This window comes from Knoellia sp. AC549, from assembly GCF_979258975.1.
Genome location: NZ_OZ409890.1, coordinates 1,552,624 through 1,567,581, shown reverse-complemented (window position 1 = coordinate 1,567,581; position 14,958 = coordinate 1,552,624). Strand labels below are relative to the sequence as shown.

General features: G+C 70.9%; 15 protein-coding genes. 8 read left to right on the top strand and 7 right to left on the bottom strand.

Annotated features, from left to right (window positions below; translation table 11 throughout):
• Window positions 1-94: 94 nt before the first annotated feature.
• Both ACZZ98_RS07540 and ACZZ98_RS07535 read right to left on the bottom strand, forming a co-directional pair.
• Complete coding sequence (locus ACZZ98_RS07540; RefSeq protein WP_463515653.1) at window positions 95-679, bottom strand: mycothiol transferase; 585 nt, start codon at window positions 677-679, stop codon at window positions 95-97.
• Window positions 676-1,566: a DinB family protein gene (locus ACZZ98_RS07535; RefSeq protein ID WP_463515652.1), complete on the bottom strand. Its 891-nt coding sequence runs from the start codon at window positions 1,564-1,566 to the stop codon at window positions 676-678. Before ACZZ98_RS07535 ends, ACZZ98_RS07540 begins: the two co-directional genes overlap by 4 nt.
• A gap of 145 nt (window positions 1,567-1,711) precedes the next feature.
• Here ACZZ98_RS07535 and ACZZ98_RS07530 point away from each other — a divergent pair, with 145 nt between their 5' ends.
• Genes ACZZ98_RS07530 through ACZZ98_RS07520 form a run of 3 tightly spaced genes read left to right on the top strand, consistent with a single transcriptional unit; the run spans window position 1,712 to window position 4,851 of the window.
• Entirely contained in the window at window positions 1,712-2,791 is a 1,080-nt protein-coding gene (locus ACZZ98_RS07530; protein WP_463515651.1) for a tripartite tricarboxylate transporter substrate-binding protein, read from the top strand.
• Window positions 2,784-3,347 (top strand): tripartite tricarboxylate transporter TctB family protein, encoded by a 564-nt coding sequence (locus tag ACZZ98_RS07525; protein ID WP_463515650.1) that lies wholly within the window; start codon window positions 2,784-2,786, stop codon window positions 3,345-3,347. Before ACZZ98_RS07530 ends, ACZZ98_RS07525 begins: the two co-directional genes overlap by 8 nt.
• Entirely contained in the window at window positions 3,340-4,851 is a 1,512-nt protein-coding gene (locus ACZZ98_RS07520; protein ID WP_463515649.1) for a tripartite tricarboxylate transporter permease, read from the top strand. Before ACZZ98_RS07525 ends, ACZZ98_RS07520 begins: the two co-directional genes overlap by 8 nt.
• Window positions 4,852-4,908: 57 nt before the next feature.
• Here the strand turns inward: ACZZ98_RS07520 and ACZZ98_RS07515 are convergent, their stop codons facing one another.
• The 3 genes from ACZZ98_RS07515 to ACZZ98_RS07505 are packed head-to-tail and all read right to left on the bottom strand — an operon-like array spanning window position 4,909 to window position 8,717.
• Entirely contained in the window at window positions 4,909-5,613 is a 705-nt protein-coding gene (locus ACZZ98_RS07515; protein ID WP_463515648.1) for a response regulator, read from the bottom strand.
• Window positions 5,610-7,223, bottom strand: a complete 1,614-nt coding sequence (locus ACZZ98_RS07510) for a sensor histidine kinase (protein ID WP_463515647.1) — start codon at window positions 7,221-7,223, stop codon at window positions 5,610-5,612. The genes ACZZ98_RS07515 and ACZZ98_RS07510 overlap by 4 nt, the downstream gene beginning before the upstream one ends.
• A 45-nt stretch (window positions 7,224-7,268) precedes the next feature.
• A complete protein-coding gene (locus ACZZ98_RS07505) occupies window positions 7,269-8,717 on the bottom strand; it encodes a hypothetical protein (protein WP_463515646.1) in 1,449 nt (482 codons plus the stop codon).
• A gap of 122 nt (window positions 8,718-8,839) precedes the next feature.
• On the opposite strand from ACZZ98_RS07505, the gene ACZZ98_RS07500 reads away from it, so the two are divergent.
• The 4 genes from ACZZ98_RS07500 to ACZZ98_RS07485 all read left to right on the top strand — a co-directional run bounded on the left by ACZZ98_RS07500 (window position 8,840) and on the right by ACZZ98_RS07485 (window position 12,605).
• Window positions 8,840-9,253 carry a VOC family protein gene (locus ACZZ98_RS07500; RefSeq protein WP_463517743.1) on the top strand — a complete coding sequence of 138 codons (414 nt, stop codon included), beginning with the start codon at window positions 8,840-8,842 and terminating at the stop codon, window positions 9,251-9,253.
• Between the two features lie 14 nt (window positions 9,254-9,267).
• Window positions 9,268-9,870 carry a DedA family protein gene (locus tag ACZZ98_RS07495; RefSeq protein ID WP_463515645.1) on the top strand — a complete coding sequence of 201 codons (603 nt, stop codon included), beginning with the start codon at window positions 9,268-9,270 and terminating at the stop codon, window positions 9,868-9,870.
• Window positions 9,871-9,954: 84 nt separating this feature from the next.
• Window positions 9,955-10,572: a DedA family protein gene (locus ACZZ98_RS07490; protein ID WP_463515644.1), complete on the top strand. Its 618-nt coding sequence runs from the start codon at window positions 9,955-9,957 to the stop codon at window positions 10,570-10,572.
• A gap of 125 nt (window positions 10,573-10,697) precedes the next feature.
• Window positions 10,698-12,605, top strand: a complete 1,908-nt coding sequence (locus tag ACZZ98_RS07485) for a penicillin-binding transpeptidase domain-containing protein (protein WP_463515643.1) — start codon at window positions 10,698-10,700, stop codon at window positions 12,603-12,605.
• Between the two features lie 56 nt (window positions 12,606-12,661).
• Here the strand turns inward: ACZZ98_RS07485 and ACZZ98_RS07480 are convergent, their stop codons facing one another.
• Window positions 12,662-14,029: a cryptochrome/photolyase family protein gene (locus tag ACZZ98_RS07480; RefSeq protein ID WP_463515642.1), complete on the bottom strand. Its 1,368-nt coding sequence runs from the start codon at window positions 14,027-14,029 to the stop codon at window positions 12,662-12,664.
• 17 nt (window positions 14,030-14,046) lie between these two features.
• Entirely contained in the window at window positions 14,047-14,442 is a 396-nt protein-coding gene (locus tag ACZZ98_RS07475; protein ID WP_463515641.1) for a GatB/YqeY domain-containing protein, read from the bottom strand.
• Between the two features lie 37 nt (window positions 14,443-14,479).
• On the opposite strand from ACZZ98_RS07475, the gene ACZZ98_RS07470 reads away from it, so the two are divergent.
• Entirely contained in the window at window positions 14,480-14,935 is a 456-nt protein-coding gene (locus ACZZ98_RS07470) for an SRPBCC family protein (protein WP_463515640.1), read from the top strand.
• Window positions 14,936-14,958: the final 23 nt, after the last annotated feature.

Sequence of the window (14,958 nt, the reverse complement as noted above, 5' to 3'; positions counted from 1 at the left end):
GGGCTTCATGGTGGACCAGGGTGGGGGCCTTGCGGCAAGCCCCCTGGTGCGCTATATCTTGGTAGTGGCAGGGAGGTTCATCTCCCTGCCTTCGTCATGTCGCAGCGCCCGTCGGGCGCCATCCGGGTGGCGGGTCCTCGCCGACACGACCGTCGACGGCCTTGCGCAGCAGGTCGGCGTGGCCGGTGTGCCGGCCGTACTCCTCGATCGTGTCGAGCAGCAGGCGGCGCAGGTTGGCGTGCTGACCATGCGCACCCACGTGCACCTCCTGGTCGAGCCCGCCGGTCTCCAGCCGCTCGGCCACCCGCGCCCGTGACCGCTCAACAGCATTGTCCCAGAACGCATACAGCGTCGCTGGGTCGTCGCTGTCGGCCGAAGTGTGCTCCCAGTCGTCATCGTCGTCCCAGCCGTTGTCGTCCCACACCGCCGGCATCGGCTCACCCGCGAGCTTCTGGTGGAACGTGTCGTCCTCGACGACCGCCAGGTGCTTGAGCAGCCGCCCCAGAGTGAGCGGCGAGCCGCCGATCCGCTGGCCCAGCCCGGAGGCATCCAGTCCGTCCGCCTTCCACCGGAAGGTCCACCGCAGCCGGTCCAGCGCGCCGAGCACCTGCTCGGTCTCGGACCCCGCGAGAGGCGGCTCCCACGGCGTCTCCTGACTGCCCGCCACAGGATCGGTCATGAGTCCTCCTGCTCCTTCGAGATGCCGGTATGCCGGGTGGTCGCGTCCGTCGTGAGCCGCGCTTCCAGCGCGGCGAGGTCGCGCTCGGCGAACTGGCGGTGCCACCACTCCTCGTCGAGGAGGACGTCGAGACAGTGCTTGACCACGAACGCCTCGCCCTCTGGTGGCCAGCCGGCTCCCGCGATGGGTGAGGTCGTCCTCCCCAGCTGCTCGTCAGTGAGGGTGGCCAGCAACGTCCGCACCCTGTCGAAGCGGTCATCCCTGAGAGCGAGGGCCTCGTCGAGCGTCGGCCGGGCTTCGCGATCACGGGGGACGGCAGGAGTGTCGGGCATCTCGTCGAACGGGAGGTCCAGAGGATGCCACGGTGACGACTCGCCGAGGATCGCGCGGCCGAGCCAGGAGTCCGTGGCCATGGACAGGTGGCGCAGCGTCTCGATGAACGACCACTCCTCGGCGACGCTCTCGTGCAGCAGGTCCGGATCAACCGCCTCCAGCCCTCGAGCGCGCGCGACCGTGCCCGACCACAGCTCGTCGATGACCGACCACGCCTCCCGGAACCCGTCGGCGTCGCTGGGCCGCAGCTGTCGTCGCTCGGGGTGGAGCCGGTCGAGCTCGGCCTCGACGAGGGGCCCTATCTCGACTCCGTTGACCCGGACGTCGTCCATCGGGCCCCACATCTCCACCTTCTGGAGCTCCACGCCTCGCATGCGGACGTTGCGAAGTGACGCGTTGCGGATGTCGACGTCCGCGAGGTCGACCGAGCAGAAGGTCGATCGGCTGAGGTCGACCCGGTCGAACCGTGAACCCGAGAGGTCCACGTGCTCGAAGCGTGTCTCCAACAGCTGCTCGTCCCGGAAGGTGCGTCCCGTCGGCTCCGTCTGCGTCATGGAAGGAACCGTAGAACCCGATCCGGACGATCTGCGTCCTGAACGAGCCGGCCGTGAACTCAAGGTGCACAAGATCGACCCGCTCGCCGCGCCACTGGAGGGTGTGACCCGGATCTCACCACTCGGTCGTCAAAGGAGCCTCCCGATGGATTTCCCCACCCTGCACAGACTCAGCTCGTCCACTCCGACCCCGGAGCGAGGGGGCCGGTCGCGCCTCGCCGCCCGGACCACCGCGGCCTCGCTCGCCGCCCTCGCCCTGGCCGCCTGCGGCAGCAGCGGAGGTGATGGAGCCGGCGCCGGCGGCGGCGGGGACGACGCGAACTACCCCGACCAGGAGATCACCATGGTGGTGCCCTTCGCCGCCGGTGGTCCGACCGACACGGTCAGTCGCCTCATCGGTGAGCCGATGAGCAAGACGCTCGGCCAGCAGATCATCGTCAAGAACGTCGGTGGCGCCGGCGGGACCCTCGGTGCGAACCAGGTCGTGAAGGCCAAGGGCGACGGCTACACCGTCCTCATGCACCACATCGGCATGTCGACGGCTCCCGCGCTCTATCCGAAGCTGTCCTACGACCCCCAGAAGGACTTCAAGCCGATCGGCCTGGTCACCAACGTGCCGATGACGATCATCGCCAGGAAGGACTTCCCGGCGAAGACGCTCGAAGAGCTCACGGCATACGTCAAGGCCAACGCGGACAAGGTGACCCTCGCCAACGCCGGCACCGGAGCGGCGTCGCAGCTGTGCGGTCTGCTCATCGAGCAGGCGGTGGGCGTCGACCTCACCGAGGTGCCCTATGACGGAACCGGCCCTGCCCTCACCGACCTCGTCGGCGGCCAGGTCGACTTCATGTGCGACCAGACGACGAACACGGCCGGCCAGATCAAGGCCGGCAAGGTGCAGGCCTACGCGGTCACCACACCCGAGCGCGTCGAGGCCTTCAAGGACCTGCCGACGACGAAGGAGGCCGGGCTCGCCGACGTGGAGGTCGGTGTGTGGCACGGGCTGTATGTCCCCAAGGACACCCCGGACGCCGTCGTCAAGAAGCTCACCGACGCCCTGGCGTCCGCGCTCAAGGACCAGAACGTCGTGACGAAGATGGCCGACCTCGGCACAGCCCCCGTGACCGCCGAGGAGGTGACGCCGCAGGCCCACGCCGACAAGCTCCAGGAGCAGCTCGACCTGTGGGGTCCGATCATCAAGGACGCAGGCATCAAGAGTGAGTGACGAACTGCGACCGGCGTCGGTCCCCGCGAACGATGCGGGGGCCGACGGCCACGTGGAGGTCGACGAGCACCCGTGGCTCAAGGACCTCTTCTGCGGGGCCGTCTTCCTCGCCCTCGGGCTCGCCTTCTCGCTCGGTGGGTCGACGTACGAGATCGGCTCCGCCCTGCGGATGGGCCCCGGCTACCTGCCCGTCGTCCTCGGTGCGGCTCTCGCCGTCCTCGGCCTCATCACCATCGGGCAAGGGCTCCTCGCCCGGCGGCACCGGGTGGACGCCGCCCCCGCCGATGGTGCCGAGGTCGTGCCCTCCCGCCCCATCCCGTGGGGAAGCGGAGCGCTCGTGGTCGGCTCCATCCTCTTCTTCGGGCTCGCCATCGAGGGCCTCGGCGTCATCGCGACGGTCTTCGTCACGGCGCTGCTGGCTGCTCTGGCCGGTCAGCACACGAAGCCGGTCCGGGCGGTCGCGACGGCGGCCGGGATCACGGTCGTCACCTGGCTGATCTTCGTCGTCGCCCTGCAGCTGCGCCTGCCCCTCTTCGGCGACTGGATCGGTGGCTGAGGTGGACCTCTCCGGACTCCTGCTCGGCCTCGAGACCGCCCTGCAGCCGACGAACATCCTCGTCTGCCTCATCGGGGTCACGCTCGGCACCGCGGTCGGCGTGCTGCCGGGCATCGGCCCGACGGCGACGGTCGCCCTGCTCCTGCCGGTCACCTTCACCTTCGACCCGATCGCGGCGCTCATCATGCTGGCCGGGATCTACTACGGCGCCCAGTACGGCGGCTCGACGACGGCGATCCTGCTCAACCTGCCGGGCGAGACGTCATCGGCGGTGACCGCCATCGACGGCTATCAGATGGCGCGCAAGGGGCGGGCGGGTGCAGCCCTGGCGACGGCCGCCCTCGGCTCGTTCTTCGCCGGCACCGTGGCCACGATCTTCGTCGCGCTCTTTGCGCCACCGATGGCGACGGCGGCGCTGAAGTTCGGACCGGCCGAGTACTTCGCACTCGTCGTCCTCGGGCTCATCGCCTCGATCGCCCTCGCCAGCGGCTCGACCGTCAAGGCGCTCGCGATGATCGTCCTCGGGCTCCTGCTCGGCACCGTGGGGCAGGACCTCACGACCGGCGTCCCCCGGTTCACGTTCGGCATCCCCGAGCTCGACGGCGGCCTGAACTTCGTGTCCCTGGCCGTGGGTGTCTTCGGCATCGCCGAGATCCTGCGCAACCTCGAGAGCCGTGGGTCCGCGAGCGTGGTCACCCGCAAGGTCAAGGGGCTCTGGCTCAGCCGCAAGGAGTTCCGGCAGATCCGCAACCCGGTGCTGCGTGGCACGGCGATGGGTTCGATCCTCGGGGTGCTCCCCGGCGGCGGTCACATCCTCGCGAGCTTCACGGCATACAGCCTCGAGAAGCGGATCTCGAAGCGGCCGCAGGACTTCGGCAAGGGGGCCATCGAGGGCGTCGCGGCCCCGGAGTCGGCCAACAACGCGGCCGCGCAGACGTCGTTCATCCCGCTGCTGACGCTCGGGCTGCCCGCCCACCCCGTCATGGCGCTGCTCGTCGGGGCGTTCATCATGCAGGGCATCGTCCCCGGCCCGAACGTCATCGAGGACGAGCCGGCGCTCTTCTGGGGCCTCATCGCCTCGATGTGGGTCGGCAACCTGCTGCTCGTGATGCTCAACCTGCCGCTCATCGGGCTGTGGGTGCGGATGCTGTCCGTGCCCTACCAGGTGCTCTTCCCGGCGATCATCGCGTTCGCCACGCTCGGCTGCTACTCGCTCGAGCTCAACGCCTGGGACGTCTTCGTCATCGCCGCGGCGGGTGTCATCGGCTACACCCTGATCCGCTGGGGCTGTGAGCCCGCGCCGCTGCTGCTGGGGTTCGTGCTCGGGCCGCTGCTCGAGTCGTTCCTGCGGCGGGCACTGATCATCAGCCGCGGTGACGCCACGGTGTTCTTCACCCGCCCGATCTCGGCGGCGCTGCTCGCGCTGGCGGCCCTCGCCCTGCTGGTCGCGGTCGTGCCGATGGTGCGCAAGAAGCGTCAGGAGGTCTTCGCCGAGGAGGAGTGAGGAGCTCGACCCGGCCGAGGAACACTGACGGAGGGCTCGGGCCGGCGTCGTCACGGACTACGTGACGTCGCCGGTCCGGGTCCTCTTCCACGTGTACTGCACCTCGGGGCGCCCGCCACCGCCGTAGCGCAGCGACCGGATCGCGACCCCGACGTCCGCGAGGTACTCGAGGTAGCGGCGAGCCGTCACCCGGGAGCTCTCGAGCAGGTCGCCGAGCTCGCGCGCGGACAGCCCGTCGCTCGCTCCACGCAGGTGCTCGGCGACGACGTGGAGACGGTCCGGCGTCAGGCCCTTGGGGAGCGAGGGCGGCTCGACCGAGGACCGCAGTGAACCCAGGAGGCGGTCGACCTCGTCCTGGAGCACCTCGGCAGGCGCACGTCCGAGCTCCTGGCGATACGCGGCATACTGCGTCAGCTTGGCCCGGAACATGGGGAAGGTGAAGGGCTTGAGCAGGTAGAGGACGACACCATGGGCGACCGCGCGCCGCACCATGTCCACGTCGCGAGCCGAGGTCACGGCGATGACGTCGCAGAGGTTGCCGGCGGCCCGAAGGCGCTGCAGGAGAACGAGACCGTGGCCGTCGGGCAGGAACATGTCGAGCAGGATGAGGTCGACCGGGCCATCGTCGCGCAGCACACGCGCGGCCTCACCGGCGGTGTGGGCGACGCCGACGACCTCGAAGTCCGCGAGGCGCCGGACGTACTCCGCGTGGGCCTGCGCGGCGAGCGGCTCGTCCTCGACGACGAGCACGCGCACCGTCATCGGGGTGCGCCCACGGGACGTCGCAGGACGACCTCGAGCTGGGCGCCGCCCAGCGGTGAGCGCCCGATCGTCACCGAGCCGTCGAGGCGCCGCGCGATCTGGCTCACGAGCGCCAGCCCGACACCTCGGCCCGTGCCGGGGTCGGCCTTCGTCGTCCAGCCCCGCTCGACCACTCGGCGTCCCTCCTCGTCGCTCAGCCCGGGGCCGCTGTCCCCGACGGTGATCCGCAGGCAGTCCGGTGTCCCCTCGAGGTGGACCGTGACGTGCCGGTCGGCGTGCACGGCCACGGCGTCGAGGGCGTTGTCGACGAGGTTGCCGACCACCGTGACGAGCTCGCGCGAGGACACGAGGTCGTGCTCGGCCGGCAGCTCCCCCGTGACGACGAGGCTCGTGCCCCGTTCGGCCGCCTCCGCGGACTTGCCGAGGAGGAGGGCGGCCACGACCGGGTCGCCGGTGGCGCCCATGACGCGGTCGGTGAGCATCTGGGCCACCTGCAGCTCGCCGGTGACGAACTGGACCGCATCGTCCGGCCGGCCCATCTCGATGAGGGACACCACGGCGTGGAGCCGGTTGGCCGCCTCGTGGGTCTGGGCCCGCAGGGACTCGGTGAGCCCCCGGACGACGTCGAGCTCGCCGGTGAGGTGCTGGAGCTCGGTGTGGTCGCGCAGGGTCACGACGGCGCCCACCTCTCGACCCTCCCAGAGGGCCGGGGCCGAGCTCGCGACGAGGACGTGCGAGCCCGTGACATAGACCTCGTCCTGGCCCGCGACACCCTTGCCGGCAGCCTCGACGAGGGCCGGCGGCAGCCCGAGGTCCCCGAGGGAACGGCCGATGACGTCAGCCGGCAGGTTGAGCAGTCGCCGGGCCTCGTCGTTGACGAGCTGCACCCGGTCGTCGTGGTCGATGAGGAGCAGGCCCTCACGCACGGCATGAAGGACCGCCCGGTAGTACTCATACATCCGGGTGATCTCACGCTCGCCCATGCCGTGGGTCTGCCGGAGCAGCCGCCGGCTGATGAGCAGCGCGCCGGTGAGACCGACGAGCAGGACGGCGAGGGCTGCCAGCCCGATGTCGCCCACCTCGTCGAGGAGCAGGTCCTGGAGCTTGTCGAGCGTGATGCCGACCGAGACGAGGGCCACGACCTCGGTGCTCGCCGCCGAGGCGAACACGGGGACGATCGAGCGGACCGACGGCCCGAGCGTCCCGACGTACTCCTCGGTGAACGCGCGCCCCTGCGGCGCACCGCCGAGGTTGCCGATGAACGCCTTGCCGAGCTGGGTGGGGTTGGGGTGCGAGAACCGGGTCCGGTCGAGCGCCATGACCACGACGAAGTCGACGTCGGTGTCGACCCGCACGTCCTCGGCGAACGGCTGCAGCCGCCGAGACGGGTCCGCCGTGGTCACGGCTTCGGTGACGACGGGCGCGCGGGCGACCGCCGTGGCGACCGCGACGGCCTTGTCGCGGGCGCTGCGTCGGATGTCCTGCCTGGCGTCGAAGGTCGCGAGCGCGAGAGCGGTCACGACGAGGACGGCCACGACGATCACCTGGAGGACGAGGACCTGACGAGCCACGGACCGTTCGTGGCCCAGCCTCTTGAGCACAGTGGGCATCGTAGGCTCATCCGCCGGGGCGACCGCGCCGCAGCGCACCTCCGGTCACGGCGCGATCCCTATGCCACCCTTCCGCGCCCAGGCTGCATACTCACCTGCCGTGATGGCCGGCCACCGCTGGGCACCGGGGCGCACGTTGACCCGGGAGGCATAGCTGTCCGGCGTGAACGTCGGGTCGAAGAGGCAGCCGGTGCCGTAGCCGGCGTCCTGCGTGGGGCAGGCGCTCGCGATCGAGCCGGCGGTGGGCTTGCTGCCGGTGGCCACCCAGGCGTCGAGGGCATGGATCACCGTGGCGTACTCCGCGTCACTCAGGGCGCTGTGCTCGGCCTCGCGGGTGAACGCCTGGACGAGGTGCTCCTCGTTCCCGACGCCGGCGAGGCTGTCACGATAGGCCGACTCGTGCTCGACGAAGGCCGTCGGGTCGTCGATCGCGTGCATGGTGAGCACGGGCAGGTGGACGTCCCCGGTGAGGTCGCTGTCGAACGCGAGGTCGCGCTTCGCGGCCGGGTCTGCGGAGAAGCGCTCGACGCCCAGGTTGAGCGCCTTGTCGTCGTGCGACCCGGAGTAGCGGATCGTCTGGTTGCCGAACGGGTTGCGCCCGCCGAGGCGGGTGCTCACGATGTCGCGGAACGTGAACGTCGCGAACCTCAGGTGTGACTCGAGGGTGCGTTCCGGTATGCCGGTCACCGCGAGGATGTCGTCGAGGTTCCGCTGCTGAAGTGGCGTGCGGTCCTGCGGCGCCGACGCGTTGCCGGTGCACTCCTGCAGGCGCGATCGCAGGCCCCCGGACGTCATGGTCGAGCCGGGCCGCAGACCCATCCACAGGGGGTACTGCACCTCGCTCGGCCGGGGGTGGTTCTGGCAGTAGTACTGGTAGACCGCGCGCAGGTCGACGCGGTAGTCGTAGCCACGGGTCCCACCGGCCAGGACTCCGTTGGTGAGCAGCACGCCGTCGTAGGGCTTGGCCGCGCCGTTGCCGAACGTCTCGGCCACCTTGGCCGCGACGTTGCCTCCCCAGGACTGGCCGTGGAGCAGGGTATGCCGTGGCTTCCCGAACGCTTCGACGAAGACCTTGCGAGCGCTCTCGGTGTCGATCGCGGCCATCTGCGTGCCGTAGCCACCACGACGGTAGGACGAACCGACCCACGCATATCCCTCCTTGACCATGACCGACCAGCGGTCGAGGTCCTCGACGCTGCGTGCCGGGTCGGAGGCGTCACCGAGATCCGGCCCACCGTGTGCGTGCACGACCAGGGACCGGTTCCACTCGTTCGGGATCGCGACCGCGTAGAACGACCCGTTGCCGTCCTGGCCGGTGAAGCAGGTGGCGATGTCGGCGACGTTCGTCGGGCAGGCGGTCGGTGCCGGAGCGGCTGCCCCGTGGGTCTCAGCGGCCACGGCCGGCGCCGTGGTCACCAGGCCCGCGGTGGCCGAGACGGCCAGGGCAAGGGTGGCCAGCCGCCCTGCTCGTCGGTCGGATCGAGGGTGGGGCATGTCTACCTCCAGGTCGAGCGACTCGACGTTGAGCCGCTGCCCCGAGACTAGAAAGGCCGGTGCGACGCGCCTAGGTTGTGTTCGTAGTGGACATGGCGACCACGCAACGAGAGGGAGCGACGATGGGCGGGCACCCGGCATACCTGCACACGGTTCTGGACTGCGAGCGGCCCCGAGAGCTGGCCGAGTTCTATCGGCAGCTGCTCGGGCTCGTCTACCGAGCCGGCGACGAGCCGCCGACCGACGGCAGCGTGGACGATGCTGACTGGCTCGTCCTCACGCATCCCGACGGCACGCGCGCGCTGGCGTTCCAGCAGGTCGACCGGCTCGAGCGGACCACCTGGCCCGAGGACACGGTGCCGCAACAGCTGCACATCGACTACGTCGTCGACGACGTCGAGGAGCTGGAGCGGCACAAGGACGAGGCCGTCCGTCTCGGCGCCGAGCTCCGGCTCGACCGCACCGACGACGCCGAGGAGCCGCTCTACGTCCTCGCCGACCCGGCCGGGCACCCGTTCTGCATCTTCGTCGGGTAGGACAGACTTCGGGCATGGTCGAGGCGGTCAACGAGCTCCTGCTCCGGAACGCAGGAGCAGCGTGGGTCATCCCGGCGATGTTCCTCTTCGCCGCCTTCGACGGGATCCTCCCACCCATCCCCAGCGAGTCAGCCCTCATCGGTCTCGCGGCGGTGGCCGGTTCGACGGGGGAGCCGAACTGGCTGGCGCTCGGCCTGGCCGCCGCGGCCGGCGCCTGGATCGGGGACAACGGGGCCTACCTCCTCGGTCGACACGGCCATCTCGACCGCTTCATGGAACGCACGGGTCGGCGTCGACGGGCGATGGAGTGGGCGAGCACGCAGCTGGATCGCAAGGGCGCGGTGATCATCGTCGTGGGCCGCTACGTCCCGATCGGGCGGGTCGCCGTGAACCTGACCGCGGGTGCGTCGCACTACCCGCGCCGCCGCTTCTCGCTCCTCACCGCCTTCTCCGCAGTCATGTGGGCCTCCTGGTCGGTGGCCCTCGGGACCTTCGCCGGGAGCTGGGTGCAGGACAACCCGCTGCTGGCCGCGGCCCTCGGCATCGGGCTCGCCCTCGTCGTGGGGCTGGTCATCGAGAGGATCGTGTCCCGAGCCACGAGCACGGACACCGCGTAGCCAATGGGCGGCGATCGCACGAGCGTCGGGTGAACACGGCGCACACCACCGGGGCGGGGGGTCCGGATCGGTCAGACTGCTCCCATGGTCGAGGCGGTCAACGGCTTCATCGAGCTCCACTCGGGTTCGCCGTGGCTGGTCCCTGCCCTCTTCGTCTTCTTCGCCGTCGACGGGGTGCTGCCGCCGCTGCCCAGTGAGGGAGTCCTCATCGGGTTGGCCGCGATCGGCGCCTCGTCGGGCACACCGCACTGGCTCGCGTTGTTCGTCGCGGCCGCGGCGGGTGCATGGGTGGGCGACAACCTCGCCTACGTCCTGGGGCGGCGCGCCCGCCTCGATCGGTTGCTGGAGCGCACCGGACGCGGGCGGCGGGCCCTTGTCTGGGCGCGCGGCCACCTCGACCGGCGTGGGGCCGTCATCGTCGTCGTCGGGCGCTGGGTCCCGGTCGGTCGCGCTGCCGTCAACCTCACCGCCGGTGCGACGGGCTACTCGCAGCGCCGTTTTGCCGGGTACACCGTGCTCTCGGGTGTCACCTGGGCGGCGTGGTCGGTCGGGGTGGGGACCCTCGCGGGCCGCTGGGTGCGGGACAACCCACTGCTCGCAGCCCTCGTGGGCGTCGCCGCCGCCATGGTGGTGGCCGTCCTCATCGAGCGCGCCACCCGCCTGATTCCGGCGCCGACCCGGGTTGCTGCCGACCGCCTGTGAAGGTGGGGTGAGTATCGGCCGCACGGCGTTGCCGGGTGCGCATCGAGTGAAGAACGATGACAGAGTGACAGGGAGTCAGGCCGGGCAGTCCGCCCGGATCGTGGAGATGATGAGGGGTTGTGCAGGTGCGTTCGCGTGGGTGGGGATTCAAGCTGGGGATCACGGTGGTCGTGCTGGCGGTGCTCGTCGGGGGAGGCGTGTGGGGCGGAATGACCTGGCTGGCGCGGGACAAGGAGGCGGCTCGGGCGGCCGTCGACCGCATCGCGACAGGCCTGGCCGATGGCGAGGTGGCGTCCGGCAGCACTGTCCAGGGCGATGCCCAGCCGGCCGTCGCCGAGATCCTCAAGGGCATGGGCAAGGCCGAGCACGCCGTCACGGTCGCGTCGATCACCGAACCCGACGGCGGCACAGCGCGAGCCACGCTGAGTCATGCATGGACCCTGCCCGGGACGGACGAGCGATGGACCTACGAGACGCCACTGACCGTGCGCAAGGCCGACGGCACGTGGAAGGCGGAGTGGTCGCCCGCGATCGTTGCCCCAGACCTCGTCGAGGGTGAGACCCTGCGGATCCGGCGCAAGCAGCCGGCGCGGGCCGAGATCCTCGGCGCCGGGGGCCAGCGGATCGTCCAGCCGCGACCCGTGTCACGCATCGGCATCGACAAGACGAAGGTGAGCGCGCCCCAGGCGCTCGCGTCGGCACCGCTGCTCGCCGACGCGGTCGGGATCAACGTCGCGAACTACGTCACGGCCGTCCGGAACGCCGGACCCCAGGCGTTCGTCGAGGCGATCACGGTGCGAGAGGGCAGCCCGCAGGAGGCGTCGGCCCGAGCACTCGATGCGCCCGGCGTCTTCTTCGTCGCCGACACCATCCCGCTGGCTCCCACAGCCACGTTCGCCCGGCCCCTGCTCGGGGTGGTCGGTGACGCGACCGCTGAGATCGTCGAGAAGTCCGAGGGCCGCGTCGCCGCGGGTGACGAGGTCGGGATCGGCGGCGTGCAGGCGGCATACGACACGCAGCTGGCAGGCCAGCCGGGCCTGACCGTCGTCGCGACCGGTGGAGCAGAGGAACGCACCCTCTTCACCACCGAGGCCACGCCTGGCAAGCCGGTCACCCTCACCCTCGACCTTCTCCGTCAGCAGGCTGCCGAGGACGTCCTGGCGGAGGTCGAGTCAGCGTCGGCCATCGTCGCGGTGCAGCCGTCGACCGGCAACGTCCTCGCGGCTGCGAGTGGCCCGGGCGGCAAGGGTGTCTCGACCGCGACCCAGGGGCGCTACGCGCCGGGCTCGACGTTCAAGGCCGTGTCGACGTTGGCGCTGCTGCGCGCCGGCGTTACCCCGGCGAGCAGGGTCGAGTGCACGCCCACCATCACCGTCGACGGACGCTCCTTCAAGAACGTCGACACCTATCCGGCGTCCGCGCTGGGCTCGGTGCCCTTCAGCACGGCCTTCGCCAACTCCTGCAACACCGCCTTCATCCGCGCGGGCGAGGAGCTGCCCCCGGCCGGCCTGCCCACCGCCGCAGCCGCGCTGGGGCTCGCCGCCGAGCCCGCGCTCGGGGTGCCGGGCTTCCTCGGCTCTGTGCCACAACCGCAGCCGGGCACCGACCGGGCCGCGTCGATGATCGGCCAGTCCAAGGTGCAGGCGTCACCGCTCGGCATGGCGACCGTCGCGGCGTCGATCGCCGCCGGCAAGCCCGTGGCCCCTCGCCTCGTCGCCGGTGAGTCGGCCACGACCACCGCGCCCAAGGCACCCGCCAACCCGGTCACCGCCGCCGAGGGCGCCCAGCTCAAGGCCCTCATGCGCGGGGTCGTCGACCAGGGCAGCGCGGACTTCCTTGCCGACGTGCCGGGCGCCCCCGTCGTCGCCAAGACGGGCACGGCCGAGTTCGGTCCCGCGGACGCTCTGAAGGAGCACGCGTGGATGATCGCGATCCAGGGAGACCTGGCGGTGGCGGTGTTCGTCGAGGAGGGCGAGGGCGGCGCGAGCACTGCCGGCCCGCTGCTCGAGGAGTTCCTCCGCGCCGTCGCCTGACCTGTCGCACAGAAGGTGGGGCGATTGCCCCGCTTCCCGTGCAGTAGCCCGCGACGTCAGGAGCCGCTGACCTCGGCCAGCCGTCGCAGCGCCTCGCGCCGCTCCTCGGCGTGGTCGACGATCCGCTGCGGATAGCCGTGGGCGTATCCGTCCGGGTGCTCCCACGGCTGGTGCACCGCCTTGCCGGGCAGGTGCGCCAGCTCGGGCACCCATCGCCGCACGTAGGTGCCGTCGGGGTCGAACTTCTCGCCCTGGGTCACGGGGTTGAAGACACGGAAGTAGGGCGACGCGTCGGTGCCTGTCCCCGCGACCCACTGCCACCCGTGGTTGTTGGACGCGATGTCGCCGTCGATGAGGTGGTCGAGGAAGTGCTTGGCTCCGACCGGCCACCACACGTGCAGGTCCTTGGTGAGGAAGCTGCCGGTGACCATCCGGAGCCGGTTGTGCATCCAGCCCTCCGCCAGCAGCTGACGCATCCCGGCGTCGACGATCGGATAGCCGGTGGTGCCGTTGCGCCACGCCTCGATCGCATCGCCGGGCTCGTCGTAGGCCATGCCCTTGAGCGCATCGCGCAGGTCGTGCCAGGCGCTGGAAGGGTTGTGCCACAGCACGTCTGCATAGAACTCGCGCCACGCCAGCTCCGTGACGTAGGTCTGCGCGCCCTCGCCACGACGGCTCGACAGGTCAGCGAGCAGGGTGCGCGGGTGGAGGACGCCGAGCTTGAGATAGGGGGAGAGCCGTGACGTCCCGTCGGTGCCCGGCACGTTCCGATCGGTCGCGTATGCCGTCAGCCCGTTGTCGAGGAACTCTCGCCACCGGGCATGGGCGCCCTTCTCCCCGGCCGGCGGGAGGTCGGGCAGGTCCGGTGCGTCGAGGGCGTCGCGGATGGCCTGGGCCGCCTCGTCGTCGTCACCGACGTGCCGGAGCGGGAGCTCGCCCGGCCGGGGCGCCGGGGAGGGCCAGCCGTGCCCCCGCCACGCCTTCGCGAACGGTGTGAAGACCTTGTATGCCGTGCCGCTCCCGTTGCGCACGAGACCCGGCCCCACGGCATACGGCGTCCCTGTCTCGACCCACTCGACCCCGGCGGTCACAAGGCTCCGCGCCACGGCCGCATCCCGACGGCGGCCGAAGGGCGTCGTCTCACGGGTGACGTGGACCGAGGTCGCGCCGAGGCGCACGGCGAGTGCGCGAACGACCGTGCGAGGGTCTCCCCAGAGCAGCGTCAGGGCATCGTCGAACTCCTCGCGAGTGGCCTCGAGGGTCGCTGCGAGCCAGGCGCGACGCACCTGTCCGGCGCCGGCCCACAGTGCGGGGTCGATGACGTAGGCGACGACCAAGTCGTCGGCCGCCGCGTCACGAGCAGCGAGCAGGGCTGGGTGGTCGCTGCGGCGCAGGTCGCGGCGCAGCCACAGGATCGAGGTCATCTCCCGATCGTGTCACCTCAGCCTCCAAGGATGGCTGCGAGCACGTCGGCCTCGCGCCGAAGGTCCTCGGCCCGGTCGGGATGGCCAGCCCTCTCGATCTCGGTAGCGGCCTCACGGCGCTCCTCCACCTCGCCGCGCAGCAGAGCCTGCACGTCCTCGGGAGTGAGCTCGCGACGTGCCACCTCGGTCGCACCTGCCCCGATGGCGGCCCCTGCGATCGGCGAGTCGTCGCTGCCGGACGCCGCCGTCTCGGCGTGGCCGGTGGGGACGGCCTCGGCGTTGTCGAGGGCGCCGAGTGCCGATCGCAGGGCCGAGACGGCGACCCGGTCGCGACCCCGCATGGCGTCCTTGAGGGAGGCGCGCATCGACGCACGGACCTCGTCGACGCTGGGAAGAGCAGTGGAGTCAGGCACCTGGTCATTGTGGTCGAGCGCGTGCTTCGATGAGGGCATGGACAACGAGAAGCGTGTCGTCAGCGCCAGCCGGGACATCGCCGCACCGGCCGAGACCGTCTTCGAGCTGATCGCGGACCCGCGACGGCAGCCCGAGTGGGACGGCAACGACAACCTCGTCGAGATCATCAAGGGCGCCCGCATCCGCGGCGTCGGTGAGATCTTCGCGATGCGCACGACGAAGGGCAACCACCGCGACAACCTCGTCGTCGCCTTCGAGGAGGGGAGGCTCATCGCATGGCGTCCCGGCAGCGAGGGCAAGGCGCCGGCGGGTCATGAGTGGCGCTGGGAGGTCGAACCGCTCGAGGACGGCAGCTCACGGGTGACGCACACCTATGACTGGACCGAGCTCACCGACGAAGCACGTATGCCGCGTGCCCGGGCCACGAAGGAGCCGCAGCTGCGCGCGTCCCTCGATCGTCTGGCGACCCTCGCGGAGTCCCTCACCTCGTGACGCGGAAATCGTGGATCTTCCCT